This is a genomic window from Prescottella equi, from assembly GCF_020171745.1.
In the GTDB taxonomy this organism is placed as follows: domain Bacteria; phylum Actinomycetota; class Actinomycetes; order Mycobacteriales; family Mycobacteriaceae; genus Prescottella; species Prescottella equi_A.
In genome coordinates this window covers 42,665-61,607 of sequence record NZ_JAIVAH010000013.1, presented here as the reverse complement: position 1 = coordinate 61,607, position 18,943 = coordinate 42,665, and the positions used below count along the sequence as shown (strand labels likewise).

Here is an 18,943-nt window from a genome sequence, read left to right as displayed (position 1 = left end):
CCGATCAGCGGGAGCCGGAAGAGGCGAATTACCATCGCCCCGGTAGCGTCGCTACGCTGATACGCTGAAACTAGAACACGTTCTATACGTTCTACACTGATCCACGAGAGGACCAGAGTTCGCATGACCACTATCGACGTGCCGCACAGTTCTCGATCCGCGGTGCTCACCGTGTCCGGGGTGATCGAGGAAACCCCCGACTCGCGGTCGCTGGTCTTCGACGTCCCCGCGGACATGAAGAGCAAGTTCCAGTACAAGCCCGGCCAGTTCCTGACGCTGCGCATTCCGAGCGACCAGACCGGTTCGGTCGCCCGCTGCTACTCCCTCGCGAGCTCGCCGTTCACCGACGACGCCCCCAAGGTCACCGTCAAGCGCACCGCCGCGGGTTACGGCTCCAACTGGCTGTGCGACAACCTCAAGGTGGGCGACCAGCTCGAGGTCCTGCCCCCGGCCGGTGTCTTCACCCCGAAGTCGCTCGACCACGACTTCCTGCTCTTCGGCGGCGGCAGCGGCATCACGCCCGTCATGTCGATCCTGAAGTCTGCGCTCACGCAGGGCGGTGGCAAGGTCGTCCTGCTGTACGGCAACCGCGACGTCGAGTCGGTGATCTTCGCTGCCGAGCTGCGCGAGCTGGCCGCCAAGTACCCCGACCGCCTGACGATCATCCACTGGATCGAGACGGTCCAGGGTCTGCCCAGCGTCACCCAGCTCGCGACGCTGCTGTCGCCGTACACCTCGTACGAGGCGTTCATGTGTGGCCCCGGCCCGTTCATGGACACCATCCACGAGGCCCTGGCCCAGGCCGGGATGCCGCGCTCGCAGGTCCACGCCGAGGTCTTCAACTCCCTGAGCGGTGACCCGTTCGCGGACGTCGAACTCGAAGAGGTCACCGCGGAGGAGGCCGCCGACGCCGCCACCGTCGAGATCGAGTTGGACGGCGAGAAGCACAACCTCAGCTGGCCGCGGAAGCAGACGCTCGTCGACGTCATGCTGTCGAAGGGCCTGGACGTGCCCTACTCCTGCCAGGAAGGCGAGTGCGGCTCGTGCGCCTGCACCGTCCTCGAGGGCGAGGTCACCATGGAACACGCAGGCGTCCTCGACGAGGAAGACATCGCCAACGGCTACATCCTGGGCTGCCAGGCCAAGCCGGTGACCGATCACCTCAAGATCGAGTTCTGAGACTCGGCACCCGTTCGCAGAAGGGCCCGATTCACCGTTCGGTGGGTCGGGCCCTTCTCGCGTCCCTGCCCCGTGTCGGTGGCCGAATGTCACACCGGTTCGGTCCACCTGACCGCGTGTGACATTCGGCCACGGAAAAGTGGCCCGAACTGCACTAACCCGTGATGCGAGTGCAATCCGGACAATATTGATCGGCCGGTCAGTCAGCGTGACACTGGGGGTGAGGACACGATCCTTTCCCAGAGGAGGCTGGTCATGAAGGCATCAACTCGTTGGCAGGACTACGCGGCCGTCATCATCGGCGCCTACGCGGCCCTCTCACCGCTGTGGCTCGACACCAACAATGCCGCCGTGTGGTCGCTGATCGTGCTCGGCGTGCTCGTCGCGGTTGCCGGACTGCTCCACATGGCCCGGCCCGAGATGGTCGCGGCCGACTACGCGATGGGCGTGCTCGGCGTGCTGATGTTCATCTCCCCGTGGGTGATGAACTTCCACGGCATGACCGGGGCTGCCTGGACCGCATGGGTCGTCGGTGCTCTCGCCGTCGTGGTGTCCGTCGTCGGTATGCCGGCGATGAGCTCCCGAATGCACGGGCACGGAGGGGTGGCTGCACACTGATCCACTCCGACCGGGAGGCACCCCCATGCCACCGCGCCCACGTCGACGGCGGAGCGCGAAAACCGACGGCGACGCGCGCGAGAAGATCCTCGACGCGGCGGAGTCGCTGTTCGCCGCCCACGGCTTCGACGCGACGTCCACCGCTGCCGTCGCGGGGGCCGCGGGGGTGCCGAAGGGCCTGATCTTCTACTACTTCCCCACCAAGGCCGACATCCTCACCGCGCTGCTCGCCGAACGCCTGCCCGCCGAACCACTCGACGACCTCGCTCCGCTCGTCGCGCCCGGTGACCCTGCGACGAGCCTGGTGAACCTCGACAACGCGCTCAACCTGCGCGATCACCACTCCTCGGTGGTGCGGGTGATCATCTGGCGCGAGGCCGAGTCCCACCCCGACGTCCGCGACTCCCTGCGCCGCTTCCGGTCGTATCTGTACGACGCGACGATGCGGATCCTCGAGGCCAGCGCGTCGGCACCGGTCCGTCCCGGAACACTGCGCGCGTGCGCGAACGCATGGGTCGCGGCGATGTTCTCCGCCGCCAGCAACGACCGGATGCGCGACCTCGACGACATCCCCCGCCGCCACGACGAACTCGACCCCGTCGCCCAGGTCGTGGCCGCCGGCATGGCGCAGCTGGGCTGACGCCGTCGGCTCTGGTCAGCGCGACGGGGCGGCGAGCAGAAGGCGCCCGGCGTCGAAACTCGCGGCGCTGATCGGCAGCTCGCCGCGAGTCCCACTCAGTAGGACCTCGACGGTGCCCTGACCGGTCGTGTCCCGCCCGAGCGCGTCGATCCGGCGCAGGGTCTGCGCCGCCACCGCCTCGGCGCTGTCGAACAGCACCACACCCTCCGGCAGGTGCGCCGCGATCTCGTCGGCGACGAGCGGATAGTGCGTGCAGCCCAGCACGACACCGGTGACGTCACCCGGGGTGCGGGCGGCGGCCGCGGCGATCGCCGCCCGAGCCGCCTCGACGTCGCCGAGATCGATCGCGTCCGCCAGACCGTGGCACGCGACGCCCACCACCGAGCTGCCGTTCGCGAACTGCTGCACCAGGTTGGCCTGGTAGTCGCTCGCCGTGGTTGCCGCCGTGGCCCAGATCGCCACCGAGTCGCACACCGCCGCGGCGGGCTTGATCGCGGGCACCGTGCCGATCACGGGAACCGCGTCCCCGAGGTCCGCCCGCACGTGCTCGAGCGCCGTGACGCTCGCGGTGTTGCACGGCAACACCACGACCTCGGCGCCACGGTCGACGGCCCGGCGCGCGGTGCCGACCACCCGGTCGATCACCCAGCGCTCGTCACGCGGACCCCACGGCGCACCCTCGGGATCGAGCGACAGCATCAGATCGAGATCCGGCCGCAACCGACGCAGCCACGCAGACGTCGGCAGCAGTCCCAGACCCGAGTCGATGAGCGCAACGATCACCCGACAAATCTAGCCCGCTCAGGCAGGGGCGGACTCGAGCAGTTCCCCGATCGGCGCCCCGGCCGCGATCTTGGCCCGCATCTTCATGACCGCGCCGGCCGATCCCGCACCGACGACGGCGGTGAGCGCGCCGCCCCGTGAGTAGTACACGACGAACTTGCGGCCGTCGTCCTTGATCACGTGGACGTCGTCGGTGGCCGACACCGTGCCGAGCGCCTGGATCTTGAGGTCGTACTGGTCGCTCCAGAAGTACGGGACCTGTGTGGGCGCGTCCGGATCACCCGTGCCGGTGAGGGCACCGGCGAGGATCTTCGCCTGGTCACCGGCATTGCTCCAGTGCTCGACGCGCTTGCGCTCGCCCGTCCCCAAAGTCCACGCCGCGACGTCCCCGATCGCCCACACATGCGGATCGGCGGTACGGCCCACCGCGTCGCACACCACCCCGTTGTCCAGTTCGATCCCGGAATCCTCGAGCCACCCGGTGACCGGTGTCGAGCCGATACCGATCGCGACGACGTCGATCTCGAGTTCGGTGCCGTCGGACAGGACGGCGCCGCTGACCCGCCCCTCACCGGTGAGCGATGCCAGGCCGACTCCGGCCCGGACGTCGACGCCGGCCTCGACGTGCATCCGTCCCACGAGGGCGCCGACCTGCTCGCCGAGCACCGACGCGAGCGGCGCGGGCTGCGGTTCGACCAGGACCACCTCCATGCCCAGCTTGCGCATGCTCGCCGCCAGCTCGCAGCCGATGAACCCGGCACCGACCACCAACGCGCGCTTGCCCTCGGCGAGATCGGCTCGCAGCGCACGGCTTTCGTCGATCGAGCGCAGCACGTGCACGCCCGCGAGAGCGGGCAGACCTGGAATCCGGCGCGGTGTCAGGCCGGTCGCGACGACCAGCTCGCCGTACGCGATCTCGCTGCCGTCGGCCAGGACGAGCCGTCGCCCGGCCCGATCAAGCCCGGTCGCGGCGGACCCGAGGCGCAGTTCGATCCCGTGCTCGTCGAAGAACTCCCGCGGCCGCAGGGTGGTGTCGTCGTTCTCACCGCGGACTACATCCTTGGACAGCGGCGGCCGGTCGTACGGCAGGTGCGTCTCGTCGCCGACGAGGACCAGTTCGCCGTCGTACCCGGACTGGCGCAGTTCCTCCGCCGCGCGGACGGCGGCCAGCCCGGCCCCGACGATCACGACCGGACCGACGATCTTCTCGGTGCTGCTCATCCCTGCCATCCCCTCGGACTGCTCGGACCACTCCGACCACTCGAACACAACTAGAACATGTTCTACCAAATCGCCGGGATGCGCGACACCCCGTCGCCCGGCGCCGGCATCTCCGGCGTCACGCCACCCCAGTCACTACAGTTGATTTCGACCGGCGCCGCATCGGGAGGGCGCCGGAAGAGGAGCGACGATGACCACTGATCCGGGATCCCCCACGTCGAGCACGGGCAGCGCTCCGGTGCAGTTCGGGGCGGGCCCGTCATCCGACCTGATCAGCTCGCAGGGCCGGACGATCATCGCGGACGCCGTCGTCGCGAAGATCGCCGGAATCGCGACCCGCGAGATCGACGGCGTCTACGACGTCGGCGGCGGCACCGCCCGCGTCGTCGGCGCGCTGCGCGACCGCATCCCCGGTGCGCGCGTCAACCACGGACAGGGCGTCGCCGTCGAGGTCGGCGAGAAGCAGGCGGCGATCGACATCGGCATCGTCGCCGAGTACGGCGTCGCGCTGCACGAACTCGCGGCCGGGATCCGCCGCAACGTCATCGCGGCCGTGGAGAACATGACCGGGCTCGAGGTCACCGAGGTCAACATCACCGTCTTCGACGTGGTCCTGTTCGACGAGAACGATCCCGGCGCCGAGGCGGACGCCAAGCCGAGGGTCCAGTGACCGATACCGGCGTCCGGGCACCCGAGGTTGCGGAACTCGCCGCCGCGGCCGCGCTCGCGGTGCCCGGGGTGTCGGGCCTGCACGGCGGCGAGTTCGGCTCGGTCGCGACGTATCTCCCCGGACGGCGGGTCACCGGGATCAGCATCGGGGACGACGCCTGCGCCGTCCACGTGACCCTGCGCTACCCGGCCGACCTGATCGCTACCGCCGACCGCGTCCGCGACGCCGTCCGCGCGATAGTCGGAGTCCCCGTGGACGTGACCATCGAGGACCTGACGGACGAACTCCCCCACGACGAGACAGGACCACGGACATGAGCAGCACGGGCATGGGACTGATCGCAGGCCTACTCCTCGCCCTCGCCGGAATCCTCGGCGGTTTCAGCGGATTCGTCTTCGCGGTACTGCTCGGCGCCGTCGGCATGGCGATCGGAGCGCACCGCGACGGACACCTCGACCTCGGTGCCCTGCTCCGGTCCCGCGGTCGTGGCTGAATCCGGCGCCGACGATCCCGGCACGCGCGGACGGCTCGTCATCAAGGATCGGGCCTACGAGAAGATCGCGACCACCGCGGCACTCCAGGTGCCCGGCGTCGTCGCGCAGGGCGGCGGGCTGACCCGCTTCACCGGACGCGATCTGCCGCGCGCCGACGTCTCGACCGCAGACGCGTCCGTGGCACTGAACCTACATCTCGGCGTCCGCTGGCCGTGCGACGTCGCGGAACTGACCCGCCGGGTCCACCGCGAGGTCGGCAAGCAGATCGAGGACCTCACCGGCCGACCGCTGCACCGCCTCGAAGTTCTCGTCGCGGGCACCGAAGCCCTGCCCTCCGACGAGTCCGACGTCGTCGCGTGCCCGACGCCCGCGCCCGCCGACACCGTGACGCCGCCGCGTCCGCCGACCGCCGCGCCGGCGGCCGTCCCCGCCGCCGTCGTGATCGCGATCGGACTGCTCGGACTGGCCGCCGTCGCCGCCCGCGAACTGCTGATCGCCCGCGGCGCTTTCGGTGGCGCCCCCTGGCTGCGGAACACGTTCGAGTGGATCGGCCGCCTGCACTGGGAGCAGTGGCTCGTCCCGGCCGCCATCGCTTCGCTCGCCGTCGGGATCCTGTGCGTCCTGCTGGCGCTCGCTCCGCGGACCCGCACCCACGTCGCGCTCCGGACGGCCACCGGCGCCCCGACCACGTGGATGCGCCCGGTCGACGTCGCCCGCATGTGCAGTGCGCGGGCGAGCACCGTGCCCGGGGTGGCCGTCGCGCACACGACGGTCGATCGGCGGCGGTCCACCGTCCACGTCCGACCGGACGACGCCGTCACCGGGCCGGCCGTGCCGGCGCTCGAGCAGGCCGTCGCCGACGCCGTCCGCGCGAGCCTCGAGGTCCTCGACCGCCCGCTGAAACTTCGGGTGAAAATCCGCGCGCGTGACCGGCGGCGGACGTGAAGCGCGGACCGGCGGCGCTCAACCGCCTCCTCGTCCTCGTGATCGGTCTCGTCCTCGCCGGCGTCGGAGCGACGGCCCTCGCGTGGGATCGCGGCGTCCCGACGGTGCGCGACGCCGTCGGCCGTCTCGACCGCGATCGCATCGGCGCCGTCCCCGACGAGCCGTGGTGGCACTGGGCGCTCGGCGCGACGATCGGCGTCTGCCTCGTGCTCGGGCTCGTCGTCCTGGTCGTCGATCTGAGCCGCCGCAGGGCCGCGCCCACCGGGATGCTCGAGTCCGCCACCGACACCCCCGTGTCGATCGACCTGGGTCCGATCGCAACCGGCGTCGCGGCGGAACTGGGCCGACAGCCCGGAGTTCGGCGCGCCCGCGGCCGAGCGCTGTCGGATCGGGGCCTGGCCACGATCCAGATCACCGTCGAGGCCGATCCGCGCACCGACATCTCGGGCCTGGCCGACGCCGCGGAACGGGTGGCCGCGACCACGACGGCGGCCCTCGGTGGCTCGACGATCGCGGACGTCGCGGTGCGTGTACTGCTTCATCTGGACCGAACCGACCAACCGCCGGCACCCGCCCCTCGAACGCAGCCCGACGTCGAGGCTGGAGGAGACTGACACCATGCGCGACACGGATTCCGAACTCTCGACCGACGATGCCTACTTCGAGGGGGAAGACTTCTCCGACGCGGAGTTTTCCGGCGAGACCTGGCAGCACCGCTCCTACGTGGGCTGTCTCTTCCGGGACACCGACCTGTCGGGGCTGGTCACCGAATCGGTGACCTTCACCGACTGCGACTTCACCGGCGCCGACCTCACCGGTTCGCAGCACAGCGGATCCGCGTTCCGGAACTGCCACTTCGAGTACACCCGGATGTGGGACAGCACGTTCCGCCACTCGAGCTTCCTCGGATCGGTGATCCGCGACTCCCGGATCCGTCCGCTCACCCTCGAGGAAGTCGACTTCACGCTCGCCTCGCTCGGCGAGATCGACCTGCGGGGCGTCGACCTGTCGGGTTGTCGGCTGCGGGAAGCGAACCTCGTCAAGGCCGACCTGCGCAAGGCGATCCTCCGCGGCGCCGACCTCACCGGGGCCCGCACCGGCGAGCTCCGCCTCGACGACGCCGACCTCGAGGGTGCCCGCGTGGACCCCGCGCTGTGGACGTCGGCGAAGCTCACCGGCGCCCGGATCGAGATGAACCAGGCCGTGAGCTACGCGGCCGCGCAGGGGCTGCGCGTCGCCGGCTACTGACTCGGCCGCACGAACTCCGGTTGATCGAGTACCCGCAACCAACTGCCGTCGGGCTGACGTCGGACGACTTGCGCGCGAGCGCCGGCCCCGTCGCGCGGCGGCGTCGACGTCAGCGCGAGATCGCCACTGACGAGGGTCGGCAGGGGCGACTCCGGCACGAAGCGTGGCGCGTGCTCGAGCACCTGAGCCCACAGGTCCCTGATCGCCGAGCGGCCCACCGTGAACGAGCCCGGCGGGTAGGCCATGACCGCGTCCTCCTCGTAGAGTGCGGCGACACCGTCCGCGTCTCCGGCGTTCGATCGCTCGACGAACAAGCGGGTGAGGTCCTCGGGGGTCATCGCCTTCTCGACGTGTGCTTTCGTCATCGTTCCGTCCTCGCGGGTGTGTCTGAACCGTCACCACGAGCCTCGACCACATCCGATCAGAACTCCAACAGATAGTTCTTCTCGAAACTAGAATCCAGAGTTATGGAACTGCGCCAGCTCGAATACTTCGTGGCGGTCGCCGAGGAAGCCAACTTCACCCGGGCCGCCGCGCGCGTACACGTCAGCCAGTCGGGCATCAGCGCGCAGATCCGCCAGCTCGAGAACGACCTGGGCGCTCCCCTGTTCGACCGCTCGACGCGCATCGCAACGCTCACGGTGGCCGGTGAGGCCGCACTCGCACACGCCCGTGCCGCGCTGCTCGCCGTCCGTGCCGTCCGCGACGCGGTCGACGACGTCAATCACCTGATCCGGGGCCGACTCGAAGTCGGCATGGTCACGGCCTGCACCGTGACACCGCTCTTCGACGCCCTGTCCGCGTTTCACCGGGCGCATCCGGGCATCGACGTGAACCTGAGGGAGGACAACTCCGATCGGCTCGTCGACGGCGTCCGTAGCGGCACCATCGACCTCGCGCTCGTCGGGGTCGCGGGTGACGTGCCCGCCGATCTCGCCTCCTCCACGCTCGTGCGTGAACGACTGGTCGCGGCGGCGCCCGCGGGTCATCGCCTGACCCGACAGTCGTCGGTGACGCTTGCCGAGGTGTGCGCGCATCCTCTGATCGCACTGCCGCCCGGCACCGGTATCCGCGCCGTCCTCGACCGGGGGTGCGCGGAACAGGCGTGCCGGCCCGACGTCGCGCTGCAGGCCAGTGCCCCGGATGCCGTTGCAGACCTCGCGGCCCGAGGACTGGGCGTCGCGATCCTGAGCGAGTCCATGGCCGCGTCGTACCCGGACCTGGAATCGCGGGTGATCACCGACGTCACCGTCGACGCAGTGCTGGCGCTCGTGTGGAAGCAGGAGGCCTCGCCTGCGCTGCGCGAACTCCTGACGCACACCCGCAGTGCATTCGAGGTCCACCCGTAAGCCCCGAGCGCTGAAGCCTGCTCGCTTTATCGTGAGGGTGTGTGACTCGCACGCTCGGTGAGGAGCAGATCCATGGCCGACACCCCGGCTTCCACGGACCCCCAGGACGTGGTCGACTTCCAGTTCGAGGAGGTCGTCAACAATCGGCGCCACGATCTGGCACCTCTCGTATTCCATCCCCGGATGGCGATCCACCGGATGGGTGTTCAGGGCGCGGTCCGGCACCTGCTGACGTCCGGATCCGACGACCCGGACGTCGTGCTGGAGGGATCCGAAGCCGGATTCGACAACGTCGGCGCAATCCTCGAGTCCGCCTTCCCCGACTTCAGGCTCGTCGTGCGCGATCGGATCGTCCAAGGGGACGTCGTGGTCACCCACGCCACCTTCGTGGCCACCCACACGGGCGACTTCCTCGGGATTCCCGCGACGGGCCGCCGGATCGAGTTCGACGAGGTCCTGATCATGAGGGTTCGCGACGGCCTGATCACCGAAGTGTGGGCGCTCGCGGACGAACTGTCCCTCCTCGGGCAACTCGGCGCGATCGGCCGCTAGCAAGGCTGCGACGTCACGGACGTCCGGTCCAGGCACGGTGAGCGGTGGCCCAGCCGGACGGACCGCGGTCCTGGACGCTCGGACCGGCCCACGCGATGTATCCGTCCGGCCGGACGAGCAGCGCGGGGCCCCGGTCCGTGCGTCGGGCCTGCACGAGGTGGTCGGCCGCACCGGTGTGCACGGCGGGAGCGTCGTTCTCCCGGATCAGGACGAAGCCCGGGCGTTCCCGCTGGACCGTGGTCAGGCGCCCCTCGTGCAGAGGTATCTCGGTGGCGCGCGTGCCGACCAGTCGGTGTCGGCCTCTACGGCAGGGATACCGGAGCGTCACGCCGGAGAAGCTGCCCGCGACCACGTTCCGGCTCGGCGGGAATTTCAGGACCAGCGGGGCGACGACGGCGCGCAGCGCCCGCGCCGGAGCGGGCCGCAGGGTGGCGGCGCGCAGCATGAGCCCACTCTGCAGCAGTACCCGCTTCCCTATCGGATGCCGCTCGCGGTGGTAGGTCCGCAGGATGCCAGGGTCGGCGCCGCCCAATACAGCGTCCAGCTTCCAGGCCAGGTTGGCGGCGTCCTGGATGCCGGTGTTCATGCCCTGACCTCCCATCGGGGAGTGCACGTGTGCGGCGTCGCCTGCCAGGAACACCCGCCCGTGCCGGTAGTCGGCGACCTGCCGCTCGTCACAGTGGAAGCGGGACGACCACGCGAACTCCTCGACCCCGACATCGCGTCCCATGGCCCGAGCGAGGTCGGCGATCACCTCGGTCTCGTCCACGGGTTCGGTGTCGGGCAACTGACGTGCCCGATTCCACGTCATCGACCGGAACCAGTTGGGCCTCGCGCTGCCGTAAGGGGCGAGGAAGCCGAAGCAGTCCTCGGTGACGCCGAGTCGGAGTCCCGATCCGGCCGGCGGCCGGCTCAGCCTCACATCTGTGAGGGCCACGGACGACAGCACCGTCTCACCCGGGAAATCGACCCCGAGGAGGCCGCGCACCGTGCTGTGCGCGCCGTCCGCCCCGACGACGTACCGGGCGCGCCACAGGTCGCTGTCGACGCCGCCCTTGGGCCGCGTCGTGACCGTCACACCGTCGGTGTCCTGGTCCAGAGCGGTGACCTCCGTGCCGCGCCGCACCGTCGCCCCCTGGGCTTCGGCGTACCGCGCGAGGACTCGGTCGACATTGGTCTGCGGGGTGATCGCCACGAACCGGTACCGCGAGGGAAGGTGGCTCAGATCGAGCGCCGCGCCGGCGAACAGGTTGATGCGCGAAGCGGTGCCGGCGCCCGCGAGCACTTCGTCGGCCAGGCCACGACTGTCCAGCACCTCGAGGGTCCGGGGCATCGTGACAAAGGCCCGGCTCGACGGATTGATCGACGGCCACCGCTCCAGAACGACGACCCGGCGGCCGGCGCGAGCGAGGTCCCCCGCAACGGTCATACCGGTGGGTCCTCCCCCGACCACCAGTACGTCGGTCTCGTGCGTGTTCAACGATTTTCGAGAGGCCATCGCCATTCCTCGTCCGACACCGACTGGGTCGGACCGAATGCTACGCCGCCGAAAATCGTCTGCCCCTGCAAACGCCGAAGGGCGCCCACTCCCGAAGGAGTGGACGCCCCAGGCGTCAGTGAGAACTAGCTCACTTGATGATCTTCGTGACGCGACCGGCGCCGACGGTGCGGCCACCCTCACGGATCGCGAAGCGCAGGCCCTCGTCCATGGCGACCGGCTGGATCAGCACGACGGACATCTCGGTGTTGTCACCGGGCATGACCATCTCGGTGCCCTCGGGCAGGGTCACAACGCCCGTCACGTCAGTCGTACGGAAGTAGAACTGCGGACGGTAGTTGTTGAAGAACGGGGTGTGGCGGCCGCCCTCGTCCTTCGACAGGATGTACGCCTGGCCCTCGAACTCCGTGTGGGGAGTCGTGGTGCCCGGCTTGACGACAACCTGGCCGCGCTCGACATCTTCGCGCTTGATGCCACGAACCAGCAGACCGACGTTGTCGCCGGCCTGGCCCTGGTCGAGCAGCTTGCGGAACATCTCGATGCCGGTGACCGTGGTCTTGGTCGAGGTCGGGCGGATGCCGACGATCTCGACCTCTTCGTTCACGTTGACAACGCCACGCTCGATACGACCGGTGACGACGGTGCCACGACCGGTGATCGTGAAGACGTCCTCGACGGGCATCAGGAAGGGCTTCTCGGTCTCACGGACCGGGTCCGGGATCGACTCGTCGACCGCGTCCATCAGATCCTCGATGGACTTGACCCACTTGGCGTCGCCCTCGAGAGCCTTCAGAGCCGAGATCGGGATGACCGGAGCATCCTCGTCGAACTCCTGGCCGGCCAGCAGCTCGCGGACCTCCATCTCGACGAGCTCGAGGATTTCCTCGTCGTCGACCATGTCGGCCTTGTTCAGTGCGACGAGGATGTAGGGCACGCCGACCTGGCGAGCGAGCAGCACGTGCTCGCGCGTCTGCGGCATCGGGCCGTCGGTGGCGGCCACGACCAGGATCGCGCCGTCCATCTGGGCTGCGCCGGTGATCATGTTCTTGATGTAGTCGGCGTGACCCGGGGCATCGACGTGAGCGTAGTGACGCTTCTCCGTCTGGTACTCAACATGCGAGATGTTGATCGTGATGCCGCGAGCCTTCTCCTCGGGAGCCTTGTCGATCTGGTCGAACGCGAAGCTCTCGTTGAGGTCCGGGTACTTGTCAGCGAGCACCTTGGTGATGGCCGCGGTCGTCGTGGTCTTGCCGTGGTCGACGTGACCGATGGTGCCGATGTTCACGTGCGGCTTGGTCCGCTCGAACTTCGCCTTCGCCACTGGATGTCCTCCTGGACTGATTGTGCTTGCGGTATGCAGCAGTGCGGTTGGTTATTACGTTGGTCGTGCTTCGGCCGACGAAACCGAGGTTACTCGCCGGTCGCCTTGGCGATGATTTCCTTCGAGACGTTCGAGGGAACCTCTGCGTAGGAATCGAACACCATGGAGAAGTTCGCGCGACCCTGGGTCTTCGACCGCAGGTCACCGATGTAACCGAACATCTCCGAGAGCGGAACCAGCGCCTTCACGACACGGGCACCACTGCGTTCCTCCATGGCCTGGATCTGGCCACGGCGGGAGTTGAGGTCGCCGATCACTTCACCCATGTAATCCTCGGGCGTGGTGACCTCGACAGCCATGAGGGGCTCGAGAATGACCGGGCCGGCCTTGCGGGCGGCTTCCTTCAGCGCCTGCGAACCGGCGACCTTGAAGGCCATTTCCGAGGAGTCGACGTCGTGGTACGCGCCGTCGAGCAGGGTCAGCTTCAGGTTCACGAGCGGGTAGCCGGCGAGAACACCGTACTGCATCGCGTCCTGCGCACCGGCGTCGACCGAGGGGATGTACTCGCGCGGAACGCGGCCACCGGAGACCTTGTTCTCGAACTCGTAGCTCGCACCGTCTTCGCCGATGAAGGGCTCGAGGGCGATGATGACCTTTGCGAACTGGCCCGAACCACCCGTCTGCTTCTTGTGGGTGAACTCGTGCTTCTCGACCGGACGGGTGATCGTCTCACGGTACGCGACCTGCGGCTTGCCGACGTTGGCCTCGACCTTGAACTCGCGACGCATACGGTCGACGAGGATGTCGAGGTGGAGCTCGCCCATGCCGCCGATGACGGTCTGGCCGGTCTCCTCGTCCAGCTCGACCGAGAAGGTCGGGTCCTCTTCCGCGAGCTTCTGGATCGCGGTGCCCAGCTTCTCCTGGTCGGACTTGGTCTTGGGCTCGATCGAGACCTGGATGACCGGGTCCGGGAACGTCATCGACTCGAGGACGATCGGGTTCGCCTGGTCGCACAGGGTGTCACCGGTCGTGGTGTCCTTCAGGCCGATCATCGCGTAGATGTGGCCCGCGACGGCCTCGTCGACCGGGTTCTCCTTGTTGGCGTGCATCTGGAAGAGCTTGCCGATGCGCTCCTTCTTGCCCTTGGTCGCGTTGAGGACCTGGGCACCCGGCTCGATACGACCCGAGTAGACGCGCACGAAGGTGAGCTTGCCGAAGAACGGGTGCGCAGCGATCTTGAAGGCCAGAGCCGAGAACGGCTCTTCCTTGCTCGGCTTACGCGTGAGGACGGTCTCCTCGTCGTTCAGCTTGTGGCCCTCGACCTCACCGATGTCCAGCGGGTTCGGGAGGTAGTCGATGACCGCGTCGAGCATGGGCTGAACGCCCTTGTTCTTGAACGCGGAGCCACACAGCACCGGGTACAGCTCGGAGTTGACCGTCATCTTGCGGATGGCGCCCTTGATCTCCTCGACCGTGAGCTCCTCGCCGCCGAAGTACTTCTCCATGAGAGCTTCGTCGGACTCGGCAACGGTCTCGAGCAGCTTCTCGCGGTACTCGGCAGCCTTGTCGGCCAGATCCGCGGGGATCTCCTCGATGGTGGGCTCAGCACCGGTCGGCACGACGCCGCGCCACGTGATGGCCTTCATCTCGACGAGGTCGACGACACCGTCGAAGTCGTCCTCGGCACCGATCGGCAGCTGGAGAACCAGCGGCTTCGCGCCGAGACGGTCGATGATGGTCTGCACGGTGAAGTAGAAGTCCGCGCCCATCTTGTCCATCTTGTTGACGAAGCAGATGCGCGGAACGTCGTACTTGGCAGCCTGGCGCCAGACCTGCTCGGACTGGGGCTCGACGCCCTCCTTGCCGTCGAACACTGCGACAGCGCCATCGAGGACGCGCAGCGAACGCTCGACCTCGACCGTGAAGTCGACGTGGCCGGGGGTGTCGATGATGTTGATCTGGTTGTTGTTCCAGAAACAGGTGACAGCAGCGGAGGTGATGGTGATACCACGCTCCTTCTCCTGCTCCATCCAGTCGGTGGTCGACGCACCGTCGTGGGTCTCACCGATCTTGTAGTTCACACCGGTGTAGAAGAGGATGCGCTCGGTCGTGGTGGTCTTGCCGGCATCGATGTGCGCCATGATGCCGATGTTGCGGACCTTGTTCAGGTCGGTCAGCACTTCCTGTGCCACAGGATTCTTCCCCGCTCGTTGCTCGTGTCGGTCCGGGTCTGGACCTCGTCTTTTTGTGTTGTCAGCCGGCCCGGGTGACGGAACCGACACAGTAGTGACAACGCCAGGCCGAGGGATTCGGTGCCGGTGAGGCTCCCTCGGCCTGGCGTGGTGTCACCAGCGGTAGTGCGCGAACGCCTTGTTGGCTTCAGCCATCTTGTGGGTGTCCTCGCGACGCTTCACGGCTGCACCGAGGCCATTGCTGGCATCCATGAGCTCGTTGGCGAGACGCTCGACCATGGTCTTCTCACGACGTGCACGCGAGAAGGTCACCAGCCAGCGCAGGGCCAGCGTGGTGGAACGGCCCGGGCGAACCTCGACCGGAACCTGGTAGGTGGCGCCACCGACGCGACGGCTGCGAACCTCGAGGGCGGGCTTGACGTTGTCGAGCGCGCGCTTGAGGGTGACGACCGGATCGGTGCCGGTCTTCTCGCGAGCCTGCTCGAGGGCACCGTAGACGATGCGCTCGGCGGTGGACTTCTTACCGTCCAGCAGGATCTTGTTGACGAGCTGGGTGACCAGCGGCGAACCGTAGACCGGATCCGCGACGAGCGGCCGCTTGGGAGCGGGACCCTTACGAGGCATCAGCCCTTCTCCTTCTTCGCGCCGTAGCGGCTACGCGCCTGCTTGCGGTTCTTGACGCCCTGGGTGTCGAGCGAGCCACGGATGATCTTGTAGCGCACACCCGGGAGGTCCTTCACACGACCGCCGCGGACGAGCACCATCGAGTGCTCCTGCAGGTTGTGGCCCTCACCCGGGATGTAAGCGGTGACCTCGACGGAGCTGGTCAGGCGCACACGGGCGACCTTCCGCAGCGCGGAGTTCGGCTTCTTCGGGGTGGTGGTGTACACGCGAGTGCACACGCCACGACGCTGCGGGCTGCCCTTCAGGGCCGCGGTCTTGACCTTGGCGGTCTTGTCGCGGCGGCCCTTGCGGACCAGCTGGTTGATGGTTGGCATGTACCGGCTTTCTTTCTTCGGTTCCAGTCTGCTCTGTCGAGCAACCCTGGCTGTTCTGAAATTAGGGATCCATCGGTTGGGGCAAGAAAGCAACTGCCCCGCACCCATCCTCGTGCACACGAGGTCGGGCGTGTCGCGTACCCCCACACAGGCAGCCGGATGCTCGCAACTGCAGAAACCGCAGAATTGCGTGCACGGCAATGCCCCGCATAGGCACACAGATCGGCCCGATCACGTCGGACACGACCCCCAACGATACCCGGCGGCGCTGTTGGAGGTCAAAGCGGGTCGGACATGCTATGCCGCGAGGTTCAGTGTGGACTCGACCAGCGCCGATGCGGCCGCGCACGGATCGGCTCCGCCACCGGCCCGGTACTGGACCCACCATCCGACGACACCACCCGCCGGGAATCCCGCCGTGACACCGCAACTGGCAGGATCCGCGGGCGGCCGTGAGAGCACGGCGCGCCGGCCGCCGACGGTGATGTCCTCCACCTCGTACCCGAGCCGTTCGGACGTCTCCGCCTCGACTGCGAGGGTTCCGGTCTCGAACCAACTGAACGTCACCCGGACCGGGCCGGTGGCGCCGCTGACCGTCCAGCGGCAGATCGCGCCCAGGAATCCGCGCTCGATTGTTTCCCCGCCGACGATCTCCGCGATCCGGTCGGGAGCGACGACGTCGCACTCGGTGAGCAGGGACGCGTAGTCCGACGAGTCGCCGGCGCCGAAGCCCTGCGGCACCGGTGTGCCCGTCACGGCCTCACCGCATCCACCGAGCAGAAGGACGGCCGCCGACGCGACGACCCCCGTCCGCGCGACGCGCCCGAATCTCGGTATCTCGGCTAGCCCCATCTCACTGCCCCCTCGTCACGGTCAACTCGGCGAGATGCCGGGCCGCGGCACACGGATCAGCGGTGGGGTCGGACTTCCCGTAGGAGATCGACCAATGCACGAAGTCGTCCCCGAACTGGACTCCCAGTTCGCACAGCCGGCTCGACAGCGACGACTCGAACCCCGGATGCCCGCCGATATCGATGTCCGCGGCGGGGCGTCCGATCATTTCGCTGCCCGCTCGCTCGCGACCGATCGGGCTGCCCCGATACCAGGAGAACGAGAAGTGTGGCGCGTTCCTGTCCTGGTCCGGCGACGTCTGCCACTCGCACCCCACGGAGTTCCGGACCACGCCGGCGAAACTCGGGACCCCGACAGCCGCGGCCACTTCCTCGTCCGTGACCGAACCGCACTCACCGAAGAAGGGGCCGGCCACTACCGTGCCGGACTCCGCACCGGACGCGTCGGCGGGACCGCCCCGGCCGCAGCCGGCACCGAGCAGCGCGACCGCCACGAGAACCGCAACCGGACACCCCAGCCTTCTCGCCGCCATGACGCGGAACTGTACCGCCCGCACCCCGCCCGGATCGGGCGTCACACCACCGGATTCGCTGCCCCCAGCGGGGCGAGCGCGGCATCGAGTTGCGCGGCCCAACTGCTCACGATGTCGGCGCGGCGCCGGGAGTCGTCGGTGAGCACGTCGGCGAGGCCGAGTCCACGAGCGAGGTCGAGCGTCGCCTGCACGAGTCGCCGCACCGCGGGGTCCGAGTCGTCCACGCCGAGACTCTCGACGGCTGTGCGATGCGCGATGCGCCCGAAGCGTTCCTCGAGCGGCAGCACGCGGGCCCGCAGTTCCGGGTCGGCCGCCGCCGCGGTCCACACCTGGAGCGCGGCCTTGAACAGAGTGCCGGTGTAGTAGTCGACGAGGCGCGTCACCACGGCCTCGGTGCGCCCCTCCCCCGCCGGCAACTCGGTGACCTCACGTCGCGCCTGCTCCATCCGGCTGTCGAACATGAACTCGAGCGCGGCGGTGATGAGGTCCTCCCGCGTCGGGAAATGATGCTGTGCCGCGCCCCTCGACACCCCGGCGCGTTGCGCGACGACCGCGACCGTGGTGGCCGACCAGCCGAACTCGGCCAGGGAGTCGACGGTGGCCTCCAGAAGCCGGTGCCGTGTCAGGCGGCTTCGATCCTGTTGTGGTGCGCGCATCGGCGGGGTCCTCTCCGGTGTCTTGCGGTGTCGCTCGGGTGCGAGGCCCACCTTGTGAGTGGACACCCGCGGGAGTTCAAGTAAACACTGCGCAAATTAGGGTAACCTTCGTCACATTCGCATTGCGGAAGGGTCTCGGGCACGTTACTAATTCTCCCAAGGGAAGGGTTACCTTCCTTCCGCATCGCATCAACCCACAGGAGTGCACCATGGGATCCACCGAGATCATCGACTTCTTCGGTTTCGTCACCGACTTCGCCGACGCTGCCGGCGACCTGTTCACCGCCCTGACCTTCTTCGCGGGCTCGCTCGAGACCGTCTCGGGCTTCCTCCCGGCCTGAGGCTGATCCCAGCACCGAGCGCAACGGGGCCCGTTCCGATCACGGAACGGGCCCCGTTCGCATCTCAGCCCCCGGCCGCCCACGACGGTTGCCGCTTCTGCAGGAAAGCCGTCATGCCCTCGATGGCCTCCGGGCTGCCGAAGAGCCGGGCAGACTGCGCAGCAAGGGATTCCCCGAAGGCGTCGAAGTCCGCGAGCATCCTCGCGGTGGTGAGCTTCTTGGACTCCGACAGGCCCTGCGGCGAGCACTTCAGCAGCGTCTCGACCAACCCGGCCACCGCGTCCTCCGTGTCCTGCACCGCCTCACTGATCAGTCCGACGGCCTCCGCCTCGTGCGGACCGAACTTCTCACCGGTGAGGAAGTAGCGGCTCGCGGCACGCGACGTGAGCCGCGGAACCACGGTCAACGAGATGATCGACGCGGCCAGTCCCAGTCGCGCCTCCGTGAGTGCGAACGTACTGTCCGGTCCGGCGACGACGATGTCGCACGCACCCACGAGGCCCATGCCGCCGGCTCGGACGTGACCGTCCACGCGGCCGATCACGGGCTTCGGTAGCTGGATGATTGCTCTCAGCAGCTCCGTCATCTGCCGGGTCCGCTCCGCGGCGAGCTCGGCCGGACTCACGTCGGGGCCCACCGCGCCCGCTTCCGACAGGTCCGCGCCCGCACAGAACGTGCTCCCGGTGTGCGTGAGAACGACTGCGCGCACCCCGGCATCGGCCTGCGCGTCCGCCAGCCCCTGCCGCAGCTGAGCGACGAGCGTGCTCGAGATCGCGTTGCGGTTGTGCGGCGAGTCGAGCGTGAGCGTCGCGACACCACCAGCGACTTCGTAGCGAACTTGACGATCCGTCATC

The 18,943-nt window shown here is 68.4% G+C and carries 24 protein-coding genes; 12 read left to right on the top strand and 12 right to left on the bottom strand.

The genetic code is table 11. The features are described 5' to 3' along the window. Positions 1 to 123: 123 nt before the first annotated feature. From LCL87_RS10540 to LCL87_RS10530, 3 genes are all read left to right on the top strand, one after another. The gene (locus tag LCL87_RS10540; RefSeq protein WP_225019367.1) at positions 124 to 1,179 is read left to right on the top strand and encodes a ferredoxin--NADP reductase; all 1,056 of its coding nucleotides are present in this window, start codon (positions 124 to 126) and stop codon (positions 1,177 to 1,179) included. 255 nt (positions 1,180 to 1,434) lie between these two features. Further along, on the top strand, positions 1,435 to 1,797 hold the full coding sequence (locus LCL87_RS10535; protein WP_225019366.1) for an SPW repeat protein: 363 nt from the start codon (positions 1,435 to 1,437) through the stop codon (positions 1,795 to 1,797). A gap of 25 nt (positions 1,798 to 1,822) precedes the next feature. Continuing rightward, complete coding sequence (locus tag LCL87_RS10530; RefSeq protein WP_225019363.1) at positions 1,823 to 2,437, top strand: TetR/AcrR family transcriptional regulator; 615 nt, start codon at positions 1,823 to 1,825, stop codon at positions 2,435 to 2,437. 15 nt (positions 2,438 to 2,452) lie between these two features. Here LCL87_RS10530 and LCL87_RS10525 read toward each other — a convergent pair whose 3' ends face one another. After that, on the bottom strand, positions 2,453 to 3,220 hold the full coding sequence (locus LCL87_RS10525; RefSeq protein ID WP_225019361.1) for an aspartate/glutamate racemase family protein: 768 nt from the start codon (positions 3,218 to 3,220) through the stop codon (positions 2,453 to 2,455). Positions 3,221 to 3,238: 18 nt separating this feature from the next. Continuing rightward, positions 3,239 to 4,450, bottom strand: coding sequence for an FAD-dependent oxidoreductase (locus LCL87_RS10520; protein WP_225019973.1), 1,212 nt, complete (start codon positions 4,448 to 4,450; stop codon positions 3,239 to 3,241). A gap of 181 nt (positions 4,451 to 4,631) precedes the next feature. On the opposite strand from LCL87_RS10520, the gene LCL87_RS10515 reads away from it, so the two are divergent. From LCL87_RS10515 to LCL87_RS10490, 6 genes are read left to right on the top strand one after another with little or no spacing between them, the layout of a single operon-like run. Further along, a complete protein-coding gene (locus LCL87_RS10515) occupies positions 4,632 to 5,111 on the top strand; it encodes an Asp23/Gls24 family envelope stress response protein (protein WP_225019359.1) in 480 nt (159 codons plus the stop codon). Then, complete coding sequence (locus tag LCL87_RS10510; RefSeq protein WP_225019357.1) at positions 5,108 to 5,428, top strand: Asp23/Gls24 family envelope stress response protein; 321 nt, start codon at positions 5,108 to 5,110, stop codon at positions 5,426 to 5,428. The genes LCL87_RS10515 and LCL87_RS10510 overlap by 4 nt, the downstream gene beginning before the upstream one ends. Then, positions 5,425 to 5,604, top strand: a complete 180-nt coding sequence (locus tag LCL87_RS10505) for a hypothetical protein (RefSeq protein ID WP_005518282.1) — start codon at positions 5,425 to 5,427, stop codon at positions 5,602 to 5,604. Before LCL87_RS10510 ends, LCL87_RS10505 begins: the two co-directional genes overlap by 4 nt. Next, the gene (locus LCL87_RS25850; protein ID WP_225019355.1) at positions 5,597 to 6,550 is read left to right on the top strand and encodes a DUF6286 domain-containing Asp23/Gls24 family envelope stress response protein; all 954 of its coding nucleotides are present in this window, start codon (positions 5,597 to 5,599) and stop codon (positions 6,548 to 6,550) included. Before LCL87_RS10505 ends, LCL87_RS25850 begins: the two co-directional genes overlap by 8 nt. Beyond that, positions 6,547 to 7,164 carry a hypothetical protein gene (locus LCL87_RS10495; protein WP_225019354.1) on the top strand — a complete coding sequence of 206 codons (618 nt, stop codon included), beginning with the start codon at positions 6,547 to 6,549 and terminating at the stop codon, positions 7,162 to 7,164. The genes LCL87_RS25850 and LCL87_RS10495 overlap by 4 nt, the downstream gene beginning before the upstream one ends. Before the next feature lie 4 nt (positions 7,165 to 7,168). Next, on the top strand, positions 7,169 to 7,798 hold the full coding sequence (locus tag LCL87_RS10490) for a pentapeptide repeat-containing protein (protein ID WP_225019352.1): 630 nt from the start codon (positions 7,169 to 7,171) through the stop codon (positions 7,796 to 7,798). Here the strand turns inward: LCL87_RS10490 and LCL87_RS10485 are convergent. Then, positions 7,792 to 8,163, bottom strand: coding sequence for a nuclear transport factor 2 family protein (locus tag LCL87_RS10485; RefSeq protein WP_225019350.1), 372 nt, complete (start codon positions 8,161 to 8,163; stop codon positions 7,792 to 7,794). The genes LCL87_RS10490 and LCL87_RS10485 overlap by 7 nt on opposite strands. A gap of 102 nt (positions 8,164 to 8,265) precedes the next feature. On the opposite strand from LCL87_RS10485, the gene LCL87_RS10480 reads away from it, so the two are divergent. Both LCL87_RS10480 and LCL87_RS10475 read left to right on the top strand, forming a co-directional pair. Next, a complete protein-coding gene (locus LCL87_RS10480; protein ID WP_225019349.1) occupies positions 8,266 to 9,147 on the top strand; it encodes a LysR family transcriptional regulator in 882 nt (293 codons plus the stop codon). Positions 9,148 to 9,219: 72 nt separating this feature from the next. Further along, the gene (locus tag LCL87_RS10475) at positions 9,220 to 9,699 is read left to right on the top strand and encodes an ester cyclase (RefSeq protein WP_225019347.1); all 480 of its coding nucleotides are present in this window, start codon (positions 9,220 to 9,222) and stop codon (positions 9,697 to 9,699) included. Between the two features lie 13 nt (positions 9,700 to 9,712). Here the strand turns inward: LCL87_RS10475 and LCL87_RS10470 are convergent, their stop codons facing one another. From LCL87_RS10470 to LCL87_RS10435, 8 genes are all read right to left on the bottom strand, one after another. Then, the gene (locus LCL87_RS10470) at positions 9,713 to 11,197 is read right to left on the bottom strand and encodes an FAD-dependent monooxygenase (RefSeq protein WP_225019345.1); all 1,485 of its coding nucleotides are present in this window, start codon (positions 11,195 to 11,197) and stop codon (positions 9,713 to 9,715) included. Between the two features lie 130 nt (positions 11,198 to 11,327). Continuing rightward, positions 11,328 to 12,518: an elongation factor Tu gene (tuf, locus tag LCL87_RS10465; RefSeq protein WP_225019343.1), complete on the bottom strand. Its 1,191-nt coding sequence runs from the start codon at positions 12,516 to 12,518 to the stop codon at positions 11,328 to 11,330. Positions 12,519 to 12,607: 89 nt separating this feature from the next. Beyond that, positions 12,608 to 14,710 carry an elongation factor G gene (fusA, locus tag LCL87_RS10460; RefSeq protein ID WP_225019341.1) on the bottom strand — a complete coding sequence of 701 codons (2,103 nt, stop codon included), beginning with the start codon at positions 14,708 to 14,710 and terminating at the stop codon, positions 12,608 to 12,610. 153 nt (positions 14,711 to 14,863) lie between these two features. After that, on the bottom strand, positions 14,864 to 15,334 hold the full coding sequence (rpsG, locus tag LCL87_RS10455) for a 30S ribosomal protein S7 (protein ID WP_050065722.1): 471 nt from the start codon (positions 15,332 to 15,334) through the stop codon (positions 14,864 to 14,866). Continuing rightward, positions 15,334 to 15,708, bottom strand: a complete 375-nt coding sequence (rpsL, locus tag LCL87_RS10450; protein WP_114718788.1) for a 30S ribosomal protein S12 — start codon at positions 15,706 to 15,708, stop codon at positions 15,334 to 15,336. Before rpsL ends, rpsG begins: the two co-directional genes overlap by 1 nt. Positions 15,709 to 16,005: 297 nt before the next feature. Continuing rightward, complete coding sequence (locus LCL87_RS10445; protein ID WP_225019339.1) at positions 16,006 to 16,560, bottom strand: DUF3558 domain-containing protein; 555 nt, start codon at positions 16,558 to 16,560, stop codon at positions 16,006 to 16,008. Position 16,561: 1 nt separating this feature from the next. Further along, entirely contained in the window at positions 16,562 to 17,092 is a 531-nt protein-coding gene (locus LCL87_RS10440) for a DUF3558 domain-containing protein (RefSeq protein ID WP_225019337.1), read from the bottom strand. Between the two features lie 41 nt (positions 17,093 to 17,133). Next, positions 17,134 to 17,748, bottom strand: a complete 615-nt coding sequence (locus LCL87_RS10435; RefSeq protein ID WP_225019335.1) for a TetR/AcrR family transcriptional regulator — start codon at positions 17,746 to 17,748, stop codon at positions 17,134 to 17,136. A 209-nt stretch (positions 17,749 to 17,957) separates the two neighbouring features. On the opposite strand from LCL87_RS10435, the gene LCL87_RS25845 reads away from it, so the two are divergent. After that, positions 17,958 to 18,089, top strand: a complete 132-nt coding sequence (locus LCL87_RS25845) for a hypothetical protein (protein WP_510850736.1) — start codon at positions 17,958 to 17,960, stop codon at positions 18,087 to 18,089. Positions 18,090 to 18,153: 64 nt separating this feature from the next. Here the strand turns inward: LCL87_RS25845 and LCL87_RS10430 are convergent, their stop codons facing one another. Then, positions 18,154 to 18,942: an enoyl-CoA hydratase family protein gene (locus LCL87_RS10430; protein WP_225019334.1), complete on the bottom strand. Its 789-nt coding sequence runs from the start codon at positions 18,940 to 18,942 to the stop codon at positions 18,154 to 18,156. Between the last annotated feature and the right edge of the window lies 1 nt (position 18,943).